General features: G+C 71.1%; 11 protein-coding genes. 1 reads left to right on the forward strand and 10 read right to left on the reverse strand.

Going from position 1 to position 15,030, the window contains the following annotated elements:
- Positions 1-200: 200 nt before the first annotated feature.
- From ACQPWU_RS44545 to ACQPWU_RS44590, 10 genes are all read right to left on the reverse strand, one after another.
- Positions 201-1,496 carry a GGDEF domain-containing protein gene (locus ACQPWU_RS44545; protein WP_433431695.1) on the reverse strand — a complete coding sequence of 432 codons (1,296 nt, stop codon included), beginning with the start codon at positions 1,494-1,496 and terminating at the stop codon, positions 201-203.
- Positions 1,497-2,288: 792 nt separating this feature from the next.
- Complete coding sequence (locus ACQPWU_RS44550) at positions 2,289-3,185, reverse strand: single-stranded DNA-binding protein (RefSeq protein WP_433431697.1); 897 nt, start codon at positions 3,183-3,185, stop codon at positions 2,289-2,291.
- A gap of 353 nt (positions 3,186-3,538) precedes the next feature.
- A complete protein-coding gene (locus tag ACQPWU_RS44555; protein ID WP_433431698.1) occupies positions 3,539-5,161 on the reverse strand; it encodes a GTP-binding protein in 1,623 nt (540 codons plus the stop codon).
- Complete coding sequence (locus ACQPWU_RS44560) at positions 5,158-7,806, reverse strand: dynamin family protein (RefSeq protein ID WP_433431700.1); 2,649 nt, start codon at positions 7,804-7,806, stop codon at positions 5,158-5,160. Before ACQPWU_RS44560 ends, ACQPWU_RS44555 begins: the two co-directional genes overlap by 4 nt.
- 62 nt (positions 7,807-7,868) lie before the next feature.
- Positions 7,869-9,101: a uroporphyrinogen-III C-methyltransferase gene (cobA, locus tag ACQPWU_RS44565; protein ID WP_433431702.1), complete on the reverse strand. Its 1,233-nt coding sequence runs from the start codon at positions 9,099-9,101 to the stop codon at positions 7,869-7,871.
- An 80-nt stretch (positions 9,102-9,181) separates the two neighbouring features.
- Positions 9,182-10,195: an agmatinase gene (speB, locus tag ACQPWU_RS44570; protein WP_433431703.1), complete on the reverse strand. Its 1,014-nt coding sequence runs from the start codon at positions 10,193-10,195 to the stop codon at positions 9,182-9,184.
- Between the two features lie 11 nt (positions 10,196-10,206).
- Positions 10,207-11,277: a nicotinate-nucleotide--dimethylbenzimidazole phosphoribosyltransferase gene (gene cobT / locus ACQPWU_RS44575; RefSeq protein WP_433431705.1), complete on the reverse strand. Its 1,071-nt coding sequence runs from the start codon at positions 11,275-11,277 to the stop codon at positions 10,207-10,209.
- 13 nt (positions 11,278-11,290) lie between these two features.
- On the reverse strand, positions 11,291-12,136 hold the full coding sequence (locus ACQPWU_RS44580) for a sirohydrochlorin chelatase (RefSeq protein WP_433431707.1): 846 nt from the start codon (positions 12,134-12,136) through the stop codon (positions 11,291-11,293).
- A gap of 71 nt (positions 12,137-12,207) precedes the next feature.
- Positions 12,208-13,383 (reverse strand): bifunctional cobalt-precorrin-7 (C(5))-methyltransferase/cobalt-precorrin-6B (C(15))-methyltransferase, encoded by a 1,176-nt coding sequence (locus ACQPWU_RS44585; protein ID WP_433445438.1) that lies wholly within the window; start codon positions 13,381-13,383, stop codon positions 12,208-12,210.
- Positions 13,384-13,462: 79 nt separating this feature from the next.
- Positions 13,463-14,542 carry a GNAT family N-acetyltransferase gene (locus tag ACQPWU_RS44590; protein WP_433431709.1) on the reverse strand — a complete coding sequence of 360 codons (1,080 nt, stop codon included), beginning with the start codon at positions 14,540-14,542 and terminating at the stop codon, positions 13,463-13,465.
- Positions 14,543-14,619: 77 nt separating this feature from the next.
- On the opposite strand from ACQPWU_RS44590, the gene ACQPWU_RS44595 reads away from it, so the two are divergent.
- Positions 14,620-15,030 (forward strand): DUF2795 domain-containing protein, encoded by a 411-nt coding sequence (locus ACQPWU_RS44595; protein WP_433431711.1) that lies wholly within the window; start codon positions 14,620-14,622, stop codon positions 15,028-15,030.

Genomic DNA, 15,030 nt, shown 5'->3' on the forward strand with positions numbered 1-15,030 from the left:
GGAGTCGGCGTCGGCACCTCTAGAGGCGGAAACGGTAGTCCGCGTCCTGACCGCCGGAGACGGGAGCCAACGGCCCTCGGGGCGGAGTTACGAGGCTCCACCCATTGGGACCGAGTCGGCAGTCAGCGCCCCTGGGAACGGAGCCGAGAGCCGGCACCCCTGGGGACGGAGGCGGGAAGCGGCCGTCCTTGGGGAAAGGGTCAGGAGATGGGGTCGTTGGGGAGGGCACTCGGAGGCGGTGGTTGGACGGCGGGGATGCAGACTCGGTCTCGTCCGAGCTCCTTCGCCCGGTAAAGCGCCAGGTCGGCGGCGGCCAGCAGGTCGATCAGGTCGTCTCCGTGGACGCTCATCAAAGCCACTCCGACCGAGATGGTCACCCCGATGAGGGTGTCGTCGACGGGGATCGCCATGTGGCCGACGCGGGTGCGGAGGCGTTCGGCGACCTGGCGGGCCTCGAGGCTGTCGGCGCCGGGCAGCAGGACCACGAACTCCTCGCCCCCGAACCGCCCCACCACGTCATAGTCGCGTAGCTGGCCGCGCATCGTGGATGCCACGGCCACCAGCACCTGGTCGCCGACCAGGTGGCCATAGGCGTCGTTGACCCGTTTGAAGTGGTCGATGTCGATGATCAGGACCGCCAGGCTGTCGCCCGTCCTGCGGGCCCGGACGATCTCGGTGTCGGCCTCGCGTTGCCAGGCGGCGGCGTTCAACAGCCCCGTCTTGGCATCGGTACGGGCGGCGGCCTGAAGCTGAGCGTGGAGAAGGCTGCGCTGCAGCAGCACCACCGGCGGCAGCGCCAGGATCAGCAGGGCCAGGTTGAGGCCGCAGCAAATCGCGACCGTGACGCCCAGGCAGAGCTCGACGATGTCCAGCGTCAGGCTCTCCCGGTCCCACAGGACCTCCCGCCACGCGATGTCGGGGTCGGCGGTGTGGGCGGCGATCGCGATGAGGGCGATGTTGAGCAGGGAGAACAGCACGGCCGCCGCCACCGCGTAAAGGATCGGCGGGCCGCTCCCCTGCGGCAGCACCCACGGGTCATCGACGAACCAGTGGAACGCGACGGAGGCCGTACATCCGGCCAGCCCAATGGCGGCCGAGGTGAACACCCGGCGGTAGAGAACGGTCGCCCGCACCCGTACCTGCAGCAGGACCTGCAGCACGATCGGCGCGAAAATGGCGTAGAGCGGCGGCAGAAGCAGCGCCACCGGTAGCCACCAGGCCGACAACAGGTCCCGCGAGACCCCGGCGGGCATGCCCAGCCTCCGAGTGGCCTCGATGCAGACCGCGCCACACGCCATGAGAGCGCCGAATGTGAGCAAATCATGCCACTGGAAGACGGTGGTCACGGCGCACACCATGATTGCGGCCAAGTCCAGGGCGACGATCGCGCACAGGTAGACCACGAGCGGGCGGCGTTGACCCAGCAACGGCCAGCGACCGGCCAGAGTTGACACACCGTCGCCAGACCTGATCGAGGCGTGACTGGTCGCCGCCATTCTCGTCTCCTCCCTGACTAACGATGTGTAACACAATAATTGCGGAGTGTGCGATGTGCGATGGGAACGGATACGTTGGCAATGACTACACACACCTGCTCCCGCCAAGAGCAGGCCGTGTTGGACCGCCGTGCCGGAAAGGAGCAACCATGCTGCGGGGCGTGATCTGGACCTGACAGATGCTCGAGCCATCTGCCGTGGACAACACCATCGGCCGCCCCTCGGGGGTGTCAGCCAACGGGTACCACGGCCGGTGCCCCCTCCTCCCCCCTCCATCTCAACCTCTCCACGTTTCCGCGCCCCTGCGCTGCATCCGCCAGCGTGCCTCCGCCTGGTCCGGCCTCCCTCCTTGTCACCACTTGCCCGCGCTCACGGCCAACGGTGCTGGCCTCGGCATTGGCCTGCCGGACCACCGGATTGCGGAGCCGCCGGGCCATCAGACCACCAGACCGCCGGACTGTGGAGCCGCCGGGCGACCGGGCCATCGAGCCCTCACCAGACCCGCCGAACCACCGGACCGTCAAGCCGCCGGACCATTGGGCTGTGGAGCTGCCGGGCCACCGGGGCACCAAGGCACCAACCGCCGGACCGCCGAGCCTCAGGACCGCCGGGCTCTGGAGCCGCCGGGCGACCGGATCGCCAGACCGTCGCGCCGCCGGGCCACTGGGCTGTTGGGCCGCTGGGCCACCGAGGCACCAGACCGCCAGGCCGTTGGCGTGTGGAGCCGGTAGGACGCCAGGGCCGGATGTGTGGGGGCACCGGTCGGACGGTCGGTGCCCCCTGCACGTGCGCCTACGCCGCCACTCGCTCCTCCAGCGTCAGTCGCTCGGCGTCGTCATCTCCGTCGCCGTCCTCCATGAGTGTCGTGTCGTCAGCCTCGGCGCCCAGGATGCGCACTACGCCGTCGTCCGCTCCCAGGCTTCGCAGGTCCTCCCCCACGGGGCGCGTGGTGCCGTCCTCTTCCTCCGAGGAACCTGCCGAGCTGCCCTCCTCACTCCGGGAGCCCACGGCTCCCTCGTCGCTCAGGGAGCCCATGGTGCCGCCCTCGCTCGGGGAGCCCACGGTGGTGTCCGCCCCGCTCAGGGAGCGCACGGTGGCGCCCTCTGCTCTCAGCGAGGACGGGGTGTCGCCTGCCGCTGCCAGAGTGCGTACGGCGTCGTAGTCCGTCCCCGGGGAGCGGTCGGTGTCCAGGGCGTGGAACGGGTTGGCCTCCGTGGTGGGTCCTGAGCGGGTGAGGCTCCGGAAGCTGCGGGTGCTGCCCATGGCCCAGTCTCGGGTCTCCTCGTCCAGGCGGTCGCGCATCTCCTTGCTCATCGATGTGACGCCGGAACGGTCGGGCTTGGTGAAGACACCAGTGCCCCAGCGCAGGTCGTGGCCCACGGCGCTGGCCTCTATCTCGGGCACGAAACGGCGATCACCTTCCGGGCCGAACTCGCGGATGCGCAGCTTGCCCGAGATCACCACAGGGTGTCCTGCCCGGATGGAGCCGGCGACGTTGTCTCCCAACGCGCGCCAGCAGCGGACCGTGAAGCACACCCGGTCGCCGTCCACCCACTGGCCCGTCTTCTTGTCGAAGTAGCGGTGTGAGGAGAACACCTTCAGTGAGGTGACCTTGCTGCCGTCCTCGAAGCTGTACTGCCTCGGCTCTGCCGCGACGTTACCGGTGAGCGTGATGTAAATGTCGTTCATCCCGTGCCTCCCATGCGGCGGGCCGGCTGCCCGCGATCTGGGAAAAGGGTGCCGGGGAAGGGGCTGCTCACGGGCTCTGGAACGCGGTTCTGTGGATGGAGGCGTCTGTGGTGTCCGGGGCTGGGGATAGTCGCCACCTGCCGTGGCCGAGACCGGAGGTGCAGCCCCCGCCGTAGCGAAGCCCGGGAAGGGGCCATCCAGTCCACCGGAGCGAAGATCCGAAGGTGGAGCCTCCCGCCGTGGCGAAGGTCGCGTGGCGGAGGCTGTGGAAGGTGCGTCGAGCGAGGGCCCGAAAGTGGGGACGGACCCTACGACATCACCGGCCGCCGCACCCGCGGCAGCCGGTGATGTCGTCAGGGGGACAGGTCTCTCAGGGCCGTGTAGAAGGTGTGGTGGCGGGCCAGTTCCCGCTCCACCGGCTCCACCACCATCGTCGCCGACACAGCGGCCACCCGGCGCCTCATCTCGCGCTCCAGCCGCTCCCGTTCCCGAGAGGCTCCCAGCTCGACGAAGTTGCGAGACGCGATGCCCGACAGCGCTCCCAGTCCCAGCACCGACGCCATCATGAGCCCCACCCACGGCAACGTCGCGGTGTCGCCCAGCACCTCCAGCGCCGGAGGCAACTGCCCGGGCATCAGCAGGCCGGCCGCCAGCCATGCCAGTCCCGCCACGAACGCCACCACCAGGACGTACTGCCACACCTTGAGCGCCCGCCACCACGCGGGCACCCGGTCGAGCTGCGGCGCCACTTCTGTGAGGTCCTCTGTCAGCGCCTTCGGGAGCTGTCCCGAGCGGGACCTGGCCGCCTGGTGCACCGTGGTCCGCCACACGGGGTGCATCCCCACGGACAGCCCGTCGGCGAGCGCCTGCACGGCGTTGGCGACTTCGGCCGACTGTGCGCTCACCGAGCCGGTCGTGATGCCGCGGATCTCCTCCCCCACGTCCTGCAGGCGCAGGCTCTTCAGGGGGTTCGAGCGGAACTTGGAGATCCACCGCGGGTACGGCCAGCCGACCCACTGGTTCGACCGCTCCGCGTAGACGTTCTCCATGGCCTCGCCCACGGCCGGCACGCCCACCGCGTCGCACAGCGCGTCCGTCAGCCCCATCCGGCGGGCCTCGTCCACCGCGGACGGCGCCGACAGGGCCTCGCCCAGCGGCATCGCCTTGCTGAGACGCTGCTCCAACCGGTGTAGGTCGGCCTCCAGCTTCTGGATGGCGGCACGCCGGCGGGCGACCGCCGTCGCGATGACGCTCCTGAGGCTCTCGATGCCCCGGCCCGTGACGGCCGAGGTGGGGACGACGCTGGGATGCTCGACGCCCTCGCGGCGCAGCAGGTCGTTGAGGTCGATGACCAGTTCGGCCAGCTCCTCCTTGGTGAGCCGGTCGGCCTGGTTGAGCGCGAACACGGTCACCGCCTCGTGCCCCGCGAGCTCCGTCACGTAGCGGCGGTGCGTGGACGCGTCGGCGTACTTCTGCGGGTCCAGCACCCACACCACCAGGTCCGCCAGGCCGATGAGGCGGTCGGCCTCGGTGTCGGTGAGCGCCCTGATCGAGTCGTGGTCGGGCAGGTCGAGCAGGATCAGCCCGTGGAGCTGGCTGTCGCCCTTGTCGAGCGCGCTGGCCCGGGAGAAACGGTGCCGCCACTGGATCTGCAGCCAGTCGAGCAGCGGCCCCGCGCCCTCCAGCCCCCACACGCAGGCGTGCGTGCGGGCGGTGGTCGGCCGGCGTACGCCGGTGGGCGACAGCTCGAGCCCCGAGAGGGCGTTGAACAGCGACGACTTGCCACTGCCCGTGCCGCCCGCCAGAGCGACGACCGTGTGCTCGGACGAAAGCTTGAGCCGGTCTCCCGCCTGCTGCAGCAGCGCGCTGGCCTCGTTGAGCAGCTTCCTGTCCAGCCGTCCGGGACCGTGCTCCACCACCTTGGTGAGCGCGGACAGCCGCGAAGCCAGCCCTGGCCTGGTGGTCATGGTCGTCATCGGACGACCTCCAGGTTGTACGTCGCCTGGTAGAGGCGGGTCGCCACGGACTCGTCCGGGATGCCCGCGGAGTCGAGCGCTTGCACGTAACGCATGGATTCCTCGTCGAACAGCATGCCGATCCTGGCCCGCAAATCGCTGAGCGCCTTGGCGCCGATGCCACGTAGCGATTCGGCGCCGAGCAGGGCGTTGACCAGCCGGTGCGGCACCCCTTCGCCGTTGCTCCCGCTGAACATCGCGACAGTGAAGATCAACGCGAGTGAGTCGGGGTCGAACGACACCAGCTTCGACACCGACCGCTTCGCCACGCCGTCGGTGCGGACCAGCTCGCTCAGGTGCTCCTGCCAGGAGGCGATGGCGCGGCCGGTGTGACGTACGAGATTGTCGGATGGCCTGTCGAGGCCCTCGCCGAGCTTGGCGCCCAGCTCCGAACGGTGCCGCCAGCGCGCGACCACCTCCTCGGTGGCGCGGTTGGCGGCGGCGACGATCACCGACTCGAGTCCGGCACGGATCGCCGCCTTGAACGCCAGCACCCGCTCCGGCGCGTGCTTGGCAGACCTGCCGCGCTTGCGCAGCTGCAGCGAGCGCATGAGGTCGCCGGAGCCGGCGAAGTCCTGCCAACGGGCCAGCACCTCGCCGTGCAGCAGCGAGCCGTTCTTCGACGCCTTGTCGATCTCGCTGAGCGCGCCGAGGAAGGCCGCCTCCACGTCGCTGCGCAGCTCCGCCCTGAACGCGACCTGCCCCTCAAGATGCCTGGCCAGTGCGGGTACGCGGGTGCGGAAGCTGTTGAGCACGCCGTTGAGCGTCTCGCGCACCGCTTGGGCTCTGCGCTCCTCGTCCACCGACAGCTCGGCCAGCCAGAGCCGCAGCTCGGTGACCTCGCTGTCGGGCAGCCTGCCGTCGGTGACCTTCGACTCGCTGATGACGAACCTGTCGATCTCGCCCAGGCCGTATTCGGTGAGCATCCGTACGAAATGCTTCAGCACGACCTCGGCGGCCCTCGGCTGCACGCGCGACAGCACGATCGCGAGCCGGGCGCCACGCTCCTTGGCCAGCTTCAGCAGGCTCCAGGCGGGGGCGTCGGCGTAGCGGGCCGCCGTGGTCACGAAGATCCACAGGTCGGCGGCGTCCAGCATGCGGTGGGCGATCTCGTGGTGCTCCTCGACGACCGAGTCGATGTCCGGGGTGTCGAGCAGCGCGACGCCCTGCGGAAGCTTCTCGGTCGCGACGACGACCACGCTTCGCATCCCGGCCTCGGGGGACGGCTTGTCGATGCGTTCGAGACCGCCGAGCAACTCCCCCTCCGCGAACCACTCCCGGTCGTCCGGGTGGCAGACCAGGACGGGGACGCCGGTGGTCGGGCGGCGTACGCCGGTGCGGGAGATGTTCTTCTCGGCCAGTGTGTTGACCAGGGTGGACTTGCCCGCGCCGGTGGAGCCCGCGATCACGATGAGGGCGGGGGCGGCGCTGGTCCTGACCCTGGGCAGTACGTAGTCCTCGAGCTGGGCCAGCAGGTCGGCCTGCGTCTGCTTGGCCTCTTCCACGCCGGGCAGGTCCAGGCCGAAACGCAGGTCCGCGACGGTTTGCCTGAGGGTGTCGAGCGCCGCCATCAGCGCCTCGGCGGCCTCGGCGGGCAGCTCCTCCGCGCGCGGCGGCCCTCCCTTGGACTCGTCTTCCACAGACGCGTCGCCGTTACCCGGCTGCCGTTCGCCCTGAGCCTCCGCGCCCGGCGGCGGGTCACCCTGCGCCTGCTCGCTCTGTGGTTGCTCTGGCTGGGGCTGCTCGTCAGTCGCGTCCGCGTCTCGCGGCTGCTCGTCGTCCGCTGCCGTGGCTTGTGGCTGCTCGCCGCTTGACGACTCCTCGGCGCCCTGCTGCTCGGCGCCAGGGTCCGCCACCTCATCCCGTGCACCAGGCTCGTCCTGTACGGCCGGGGGCGCGGCGGGAGACGCCTTACGGGCTCCTGGGCCGCCGAGTATGGCGGGCTTCACGAAGAGGGAGGGGCGCTCGGAATCGGCCGCGTCCACGGGATCGGCGGGCCCGGCGGAGGCGGCCTCAGCCACGTCAGCGGCGGGCTCCTCGGACACGGCGTCATCGGCCGCCCCAGCCGGCTCCGGCGTGGGCTGATCCACCGTGTCGACGGGCTCGCCGGACACGTCCGGATCCGCCGCAGCGGACTCGCCGGACGCAACGGAACCCGCAGCAGAGGACTCGCCGGACGCGGCGGGCGACTCATCGGACGCATCCGGACCCGCCACAGCGGCAGGCTCCCCGGAAGCATCCGGGCCCGCCGCGGCAGTGGATTCGGCGTGTGTCGCCTGATCCGGCTCGACGGCGGTCGGCTCGGCGGCCTCCGCGGAAGCCGGGGGTTGCTCCGAGGAGGGTTGCTCCTCCGAAGCCGAAGCCGAAGTCTCTGGCCCTTCGGAAGTCGTCAGCTCCTGGGAAGGCGCGGTGTCTTGGGCGGCCCCGGCCTCCTCCGTAGCAGCGGCAGCTTCCTCCGACGCCCCGGCGTCCTCGGGAGCCGGAGGCTCCTCGGGAGCGCTCTGGTCGTCCGCGGTAGCGCCGGAGTTCGGCTTTCGCGCGCCCTTCGTGCCGAACGCGTCGAAGCCGTCGTCGTCCCGCACCCCGGCCAGGTCGTCGTCACTCACCGGGCGGAAGCTCAACGTCTGCTCCCCCGGTGCCTCCTGCCACCCATCACCCATGGCCGTGTTCACGGCAAGCGCTCCGCTCGAACCATCTCGACCTCCTGGCCGACCTTCACGACGTCGCCGACGATGACGATCGCCGGCGGCCGGATCCCAGCCGCGGACACGCGGTCGGCCACGGTGGAAAGCGAAGCGATGACCGCCCGCTGCGTCGGAAGGGTACCGTCCTGTACCACCATTGCGGGAGTGTCCGGGGAACGTCCGTCTCGAAGGAGGGCCTCGGCCACCTTCGCCAGCCGTTCGACAGCCATCAGCAGCACCAGAGTGCCCTGGGAACGGGCCAGCGCGGGCCAGTCGACAGTGGACTTGGGGTCGTCGGGCGCCACGTGCACGGAGATCACGTGGAACTCCTGGCTGACCCCCCGGTGCGTCACCGGGACCCCGGCGGCCGCGGGCACCGCCACGGCGCTCGTGATGCCGGGCACCACCAGCACGGGGATGCCGGAGCGGGCGCAGGCGATCATCTCCTCGCCGCCGCGGCCGAACACGAACGGGTCGCCGCCCTTGAGCCTGACCACGAACTTGCCCTGCCTGGCGCGGTCGATGAGCAGCTCGTTGATGGTCTCCTGGGACAGCGACCGGCCGTAGGGGACCTTGGCGGCGTCGATCAGCTCGACGTCGGGGGCCAGCTCGTCCAGCAGCGCACGGGGCGCGAGCCGGTCGGCGACCACCACGTCGGCCTGGGCGAGGAGCTGCCGCCCCCGCACCGTGATCAGGCCCGGGTCGCCGGGACCGCCGCCGACGAGGGCCACACCGACCGGCTTGGTGCGGTTTCGCCGGGCGTCGACCGTGCCGTCGCGCAGCGCGCCCACGACCGCGTCCCTGATGCCGGCGGCCCTGCGCGGGTCGCCGCCCGCGGTGACCGCCACGCTTATCTCGTCGACCCGCCCCGTGGCGGGCGTCCAGGCGGCGGAGGCGTCCTTGTCATCGGCCCGCACGCACCACACGCGCTTGGCCTCCGCCTCCGCGGCGACCGCGGTGTTGACGGATCTGTCGTCGGTGCAGGCCTGCACGAGCCAGGCTCCGTCGCAGTCGCCGACCTCGTAGGGCCGGGCGTGCCAGGTGACCCTGCCGGCGGCGATCAGGTCGTCGAGCGCCGGCGTCACACCCGGCGACACGACCGTGACCTCCGCACCGGCCTCTAGCAGCGCGGGAACCCGCCGCTGTGCGACGCGCCCGCCGCCCACGACGAGAACCCGGCGGCCGGAAAGCCGCAGGCCGAGGAGGTAGGGACCCATGGGGGGAATCTCCCGTTCGCGAAGCTTTGTGTTAGGACGTAAACCTACCGGCTCTGACTGCGTCATTTGCTGCGCACGGGTTAACGACCGTCGAGAAGGGGCTGCCGCGGATCCCAGCGAGGCCCGCCCTGCTCATCCTTACGGCGTCTGGCCATCGCTGACAGTGCCTCAAGGATAACCCGGTTCCCGAGGTACGCGGTGATGTCCGCGTGGTCGTACGGCGGCGCCACCTCGACCACCTCCATGCCGGCCACGGGCAGTTCGTAGCAGATCCGGCGAACGGCGTCGAGCAGCTCCCTGGCTGTCAGTCCTCCAGGCTCGGGCGTCCCGGTGCCGGGTGCGTGCCCGGGGTCGCAGACGTCGATGTCCACGGACAGGAAGACCTGGTCGCACTCATCGAGCGCGATCGTGAACGACTCCGCCAGGCACTCCTCCAGCCCACGAGCCACAATCTCCGTCATTTCGTACGAACGCATGTTTTGCTGGGCCATCCAACTCAGCGTCTCCGGCTCCGGCCAGTAGCCCCGCAGCCCGATCTGCAGGAACCTGTCGCCGCGGATGGCGCCGGACTCGATGAGCCGCCGCATCGGCTGCCCGTGACCGTAGAGGTGGCCGAACTCGATGTTCCCGGTGTCGGCGTGCGCGTCGAAGTGGATCATCGAGGTACGGCCTGCCGCATGGGCCCTGGCGGTGCCGCGCGCGTCGGGCAGCGCGACCGTGTGGTCGCCCCCGAGCACCAGCGGAATCGCCCCGGAGGCGGCCACGCGGTGCACGACCTCCTCGATCGCGGCCAACGAGCCCTCGACGTCGCCCGAATAGCACTCGACGTCACCCGCGTCGAGCACCCGCAGGTCGCGCAGGGCGTCCACGCGCAGCGCCAGGCTGGGCCTGGAGCCGTCGTGCGGCAGATAGCAGGCCTGGCGCAGCGCCATCGGGCCGAACCTGGCGCCGGGACGGTTGCTGGTGCCGCCGTCGAAGGGGGCGCCCACGATCACCACGTCCGCGTCCTCGTACGAGGCCGGATCGTTGACGTCACAACGGTCCACGCCGAGGAACGTGATGTTGGGGCCGTACATGGGGCCGTAACGGGTCACTGATCAACTCCTCATACGGGCTTTTCGGTCACTCCCGCCGAGTCGAACGTGGCCACGTCGTGCATGACCCGTACGGCCGAGCAGACCAGCGGATGCGCGAGCAGGCCGCCCGAGCCCTCGCCCAGCCGCAGCTCGAGGTCCACCAGCGGGCGCAACCCGAGGTGCTCGAGCGCGGCGGTGTGGCCGGGCTCGGCCGAGCGGTGGCCCGCCACGCAGTGGTCGATCGCGGCGGGGTCGAGCGCGGCGGCCACAAGGGCGGCGGCGCCGGCGATGACGCCGTCGAGGATCACCGGCACGCGGGCCGCGGCGCCGCCCAGGATGAAGCCCGCGATGGCCGCGTGCTCGAACCCGCCGACCGCCGCCAGCGCCCGCAGCGCCTCGCTGGGCGAGATCAGGGCTCCCGACAGGCCGTTCGTGCGCAGGGCCTCACGGACGATGTCCACCTTGTGCTTGTACGTCTCGTCGTCGATCCCCGTGCCCCTGCCGGTCACCTCGGCCGGGTCCCGGCCGGCGAACACGGCGATCAGGGCGGCGGAGGCCGTGGTGTTCGCGATGCCCATGTCGCCGGTGATCAGGCAGCGGGCCCCGCCGGCCACCAGGTCGCGGGCCACGCCGATCCCCGCCTCCAGCGCCCTGACCGCCTGGTCCACGCTCATCGCGGGGCCCTTCGACAGGTCGTCGGTGCCGTACCCGATCTTCTGCCTGACCAGGCTGGGCGCGTCGGGCAGGTCGGCGGCGACGCCGACGTCCACCACCGTGACCGACACGCCGGCCTGGGCGGCCAAGGCGTTGGCGACCGCGCCGCCGGCCAGGAAGTTCGCCACCATCTGCACCGTGACTTCCTGCGGCCACGGGGTGACACCGCGGGCGTGCACGCCGTGGTCGGCGGCGAAGATGGCCAGCGCGGCCGGTTCGGGCATGGGCGGCGGAGTGACGCCGGCCGCCCCGGAGAGGCGTACCGCGATCTCCTCCAGCACGCCCAGTGAACCGCGGGGCTTGGTCAGGCGGTCCTGGTAGGCCCGGGCCTCGGCAAGGGCGCGAGGGTCGGCGGGGCGGATCGCGGCGAGCGTCTCAGCGAGCACAGCAAACCTCCACTTACGGGACGAGTTGGAGCGCTTCCTCGTATCGGTCGATCACGACATCGGCCAGGGTCTCGCAGTCGCCGATCACCTCGGCGCAGCGGATGTCGAGATCGGGGTGTCCGGCGCCGTACGCCAGGGCCTGGGCCCACACGCGCTCGAGCATGCCGCCCGCGAACAGCAGGTACGGCACCACGATCACGCGCTTGGCCCCCAGCCGGCGGCAGCGCTCGAGCCCGCCGGGCACCCCCGGCGGCGTCACCGACACGAAGGCGGTCTCGACGGTCATGAAGTCGTAGGCGTGCGTCTCCCAGAACAGCCGGGAGACCCGGTGGATCTCGGCGTTGGCCGCCGCGTCCGTCGAGCCCTCGCCGACCAGCACGATCGCTGTCTCTCCCGGCTCGACCTGCGCGAGGAGGTCGTCGGCCGGCGGCGTGTCGACCGCGCGGAGCCGGGGCCTGGCGCCCACGAGCTCCAGCGAGCGCGGCTTGTGGATCTCGGTGGCCGCCTCGTTCAGCCGCTCGGCCAGCAGCGACAGCACGCGGGGGTCGGGGCCCAGGGGACGGCCGTAGTCGTACATCAGCGTCGGATGCCGCTTCTGCTCCAGCTCCATCGCGGCGGGGAACTCTTCGCCCACCCTGCTGAGGCTCAGTGGCAGCGCCACGAGCCGGTGATGCCCTCTGGCGACCAAGGAGGCCACGGAGTCGCTGAGCCTGGGGGAGGCACGTTCCAGGTATCCGCCGGAGACGTCGGCGCCCGTCTGGTCGAGCCGGCAGCGGAGCCGGTGTACGAACCGGCCGAACTCCGCGGCGTAGGCGTCATCCTGGGAGCCCTGCCCGATCAGCAGGAGCGGCGGCTTCATCGTGAGGGAATCTCCGGTCCGGTAGACAAAAGACACGCGAGGATATCCGATGCGTCCCGGTAGGGAACAGGTCACGCTGTGTGCGCGGGTGTCGCGTGCACCACGAACACGGGGTCGGAGGCGGTCAGGCGGTGCGAGCCGTCGGGCTCGAGCGTCAGCTTAGAGGCCAGGATCTGGGTGCCCTCGCCACGGTAGCCGTGCTCGCGCAGGAGTTGGAGCACGGCCGAGACCTGCTCGACCTTCCTGAGCGCGCACACCAGCGTACGCGGGCCGCGCGCTGCGCAGGCAACCACGACGTCGGTGCCGCCGCCGCCCACGTAGACGGCGTCGGGGTCGGGCAGCGGCTCCAGCGCGGGCGGCGCCTGGCCCCTGGTCAGAGCGACTTTGACACCGTGCTTCAGCACGTTGGCGCGCAGCCTGGCGCACGACTCCTCGTCGCGCTCGACTGCCATGACGGCCGCGCCCATCCTGGCGCACTCGACGGCGATCTCGCCCGCGCCCGCACCCACGTCCCAGACCAGGTCACCGAGCCGGGGACCCAGCTTGGCCAGGATGAACGCCCGCACCTCCGCCGGAAGTGCGCTCTCGAACGGCAGCGCCCACTCGGCGGGACCCGGCTGGGCACCGGCCACCCAGCTCGGCTCCTTGGGCTGGTGCAGCGGGTCGATGACGAGGACCACGTCGGGGTCCTTCCACGGCCTGGTCGTCGCCTCCCCCATGCGGCTGTGCGTGACCCGTTCGTCGGGGCCGCCGAGGTCCTCGCAGACGATCAGCGCGCGCGGCGTGGTCGGCGCCAGCTCCCTGGCGATCTCCCCGGGCCCGACACCCGGCGCGACCAGCAGCGCGACCTTGGGGTGGGCTCGGCAGGCGTTCACGACCCGCTCCAGCCGGCCCGGGCCGGACGGGGCCACGACGAGCGCGTCCTCCCAGCTGAGGCCGGCACACGCGAAGGCACGGGTGACGAGCGAGATCGCCGGCAGAACCTCCGGTTTGAGGCCGTGCGCCCGTAGCGTGCGGACTACTCCGAAGAATCCGGGATCGCCCTCGGCGATCACGACCGCCGGGCCCTCGCCGTGCTCGAGATGGTCGTCGAGGACTTCCAGCAGCGAGTCGTCCGCCACGGTCGGGGCAGTGAGCTTGAGCTGCCCGAGAACGGCGTCGGGGCCCACGACAAGCCTCGCCTCGTGCAGCTTGTCCACCGCCCTGGCCGAGAACTCGTGCCCGTCCCAGCCGACCACCGTGATCATTCGCCTCACCGCCCTCACCACAAGGGTGACGGGTGCGGAGGGGTTTCACAAAGGGTACGAGGGACAGTCCGGTGTGCCCTCACGCCAGGTCGGACGGGATGAGACTGTAAACGATCAGGTCCTCGCCGCCCAGCGAGGAGCGGGCGATCCCCTCGCGGACGAAGCCCGCCTTCTCCGCCACCCGTTGTGAGGCCGCGTTGGTCACGGCCGCGCGGAGCTGGAGCCGGCAGAAGCCGTGCCGCTCGAACAGCCAGCGCGCGATCGCCACCACGGCCTCGCCCGCGTACCCCTTGCCGCGGGCCCACGGCGCCGTCATGTAGCCGACCTCGGCCGTCCGATTGGTCCAGTCGAGGTCCCTGAGGTCCACGTTGGCGGCGAAACGGCCCGTCTCCAGTTCCTGGACCGTCCAGCCGATGCCCGCGCCCCTCATGCGCATCCGTTCGGAGACGTCGATGAACGCCCGCGCGTGCTCCTGCGTGTAGTCACGTGGCACGCCGGTCCTGGCCTGGGTGAGGGGGTCGGCGGCGGTGGCGGCCAGGTCCGGCGCGTCCGCGAGGGACGGCGCCCGCAACAGCAGCCTCTGGGTACGCAGTTCCGTCCTGGGCAGGGCCACGGACGGCCTGCGGCTGTCCTCGCGCAGCAGGCCGAAGACGACCAGGTCGTGCGTCCCCTCCTCGTCCAGCACCGCGTCGCGCAGCATGCCCTCCCAGGTGAAGCCGGCTTTCAGCGCCACGCGGAGCGAGGCGAGGTTGTCCAGGTTGGCGGTCAGGTCGATCCTGCGCAGCCGGGTGAACTCGAACACCCAGCTCACCAGCCCGCGCACGGCCTCCGTGGCGAAGCCTCGCCCCCGGTAGAGGGGGTGCACGCCGTACCCGACCTCGGTCGTACCCGCGCTCCACGAGGTCTTGAACAGGCTGATCGCGCCCACGATGAGCCCTTCCGCGTCGGTCATGGCCAGGTGCAGGCCCTGGCCGGAGCGGCGCAGCTCGTGCACGCCGCTCGACAGCCACTGGTCGGCACCGGACGGCTTGGCGGGAGCGCCGGGCGGGAGGAAACGGGCGCCGGACCGCACGATGGACCGGATCCTGGCGGTGTCCTGCGGGCCGAACGGCCGGAGCGTAAGCCGTTCGGTGGCGATGCTCACGTCAGCGTCGAACACGCTCGGCAGGGTACACAGTCGCGATGTTTGCCCACGAAAGCGGGGGTAGGGGCGCAATTGAGAGGAGTGAGGGAACTATGCAGCAACGTCGGAGCGACAAGCACGGTCCACGCCTGGATGAGCAGCAGAAGCACGAGACCGAGGGTCTGGTCCGCGGCGGCGGCACCACGCACGCCGAGGAGTGGAAGGAGCCCGAGGCCATGCCTGCGCCCGGCGAGGAGCCGAAGCAGTCGTACCCGCCGGGGCACGAGCCCGGCACCCCGCCCGGCATCACCCAGCAGGGCGTCGACGTCCGCAGCGACCTCGCGAAATGGTTGAGCGACGCTCATTGGCCCGCGTCCAAGGACGATCTGGTGGGGCACGCGGAGAACGCGGGAGCACCGGACCAGGTGGCGGACATGGTGCGATCCCTCCCCGACCGCCGGTACTCGAACGTGGCCGACGTGGCCAAGGCTCTCGGTCTCGGCGTGGAGAAGCGGAGGTGGTGA

The sequence above is a fragment of the Nonomuraea sp. CA-141351 genome (assembly GCF_050944675.1).
Taxonomy (GTDB): Bacteria; Actinomycetota; Actinomycetes; order Streptosporangiales; family Streptosporangiaceae; genus Nonomuraea.

What these genes read in the sequence shown, in the direction of transcription:
- ACQPWU_RS44545 (WP_433431695.1), bottom strand. Translation starts at nt 1,496, where the DNA reads ATGGCGGCGACCAGTCACGCCTCGATCAGGTCTGGCGACGGTGTGTCA.
- ACQPWU_RS44550 (WP_433431697.1), bottom strand. Translation starts at nt 3,185, where the DNA reads ATGAACGACATTTACATCACGCTCACCGGTAACGTCGCGGCAGAGCCG.
- ACQPWU_RS44555 (WP_433431698.1), bottom strand. Translation starts at nt 5,161, where the DNA reads ATGACGACCATGACCACCAGGCCAGGGCTGGCTTCGCGGCTGTCCGCG.
- cobA (WP_433431702.1), bottom strand. Translation starts at nt 9,101, where the DNA reads ATGGGTCCCTACCTCCTCGGCCTGCGGCTTTCCGGCCGCCGGGTTCTC.
- ACQPWU_RS44580 (WP_433431707.1), bottom strand. Translation starts at nt 12,136, where the DNA reads ATGAAGCCGCCGCTCCTGCTGATCGGGCAGGGCTCCCAGGATGACGCC.
- ACQPWU_RS44585 (WP_433445438.1), bottom strand. Translation starts at nt 13,383, where the DNA reads ATGATCACGGTGGTCGGCTGGGACGGGCACGAGTTCTCGGCCAGGGCG.
- ACQPWU_RS44595 (WP_433431711.1), top strand. Translation starts at nt 14,620, where the DNA reads ATGCAGCAACGTCGGAGCGACAAGCACGGTCCACGCCTGGATGAGCAG.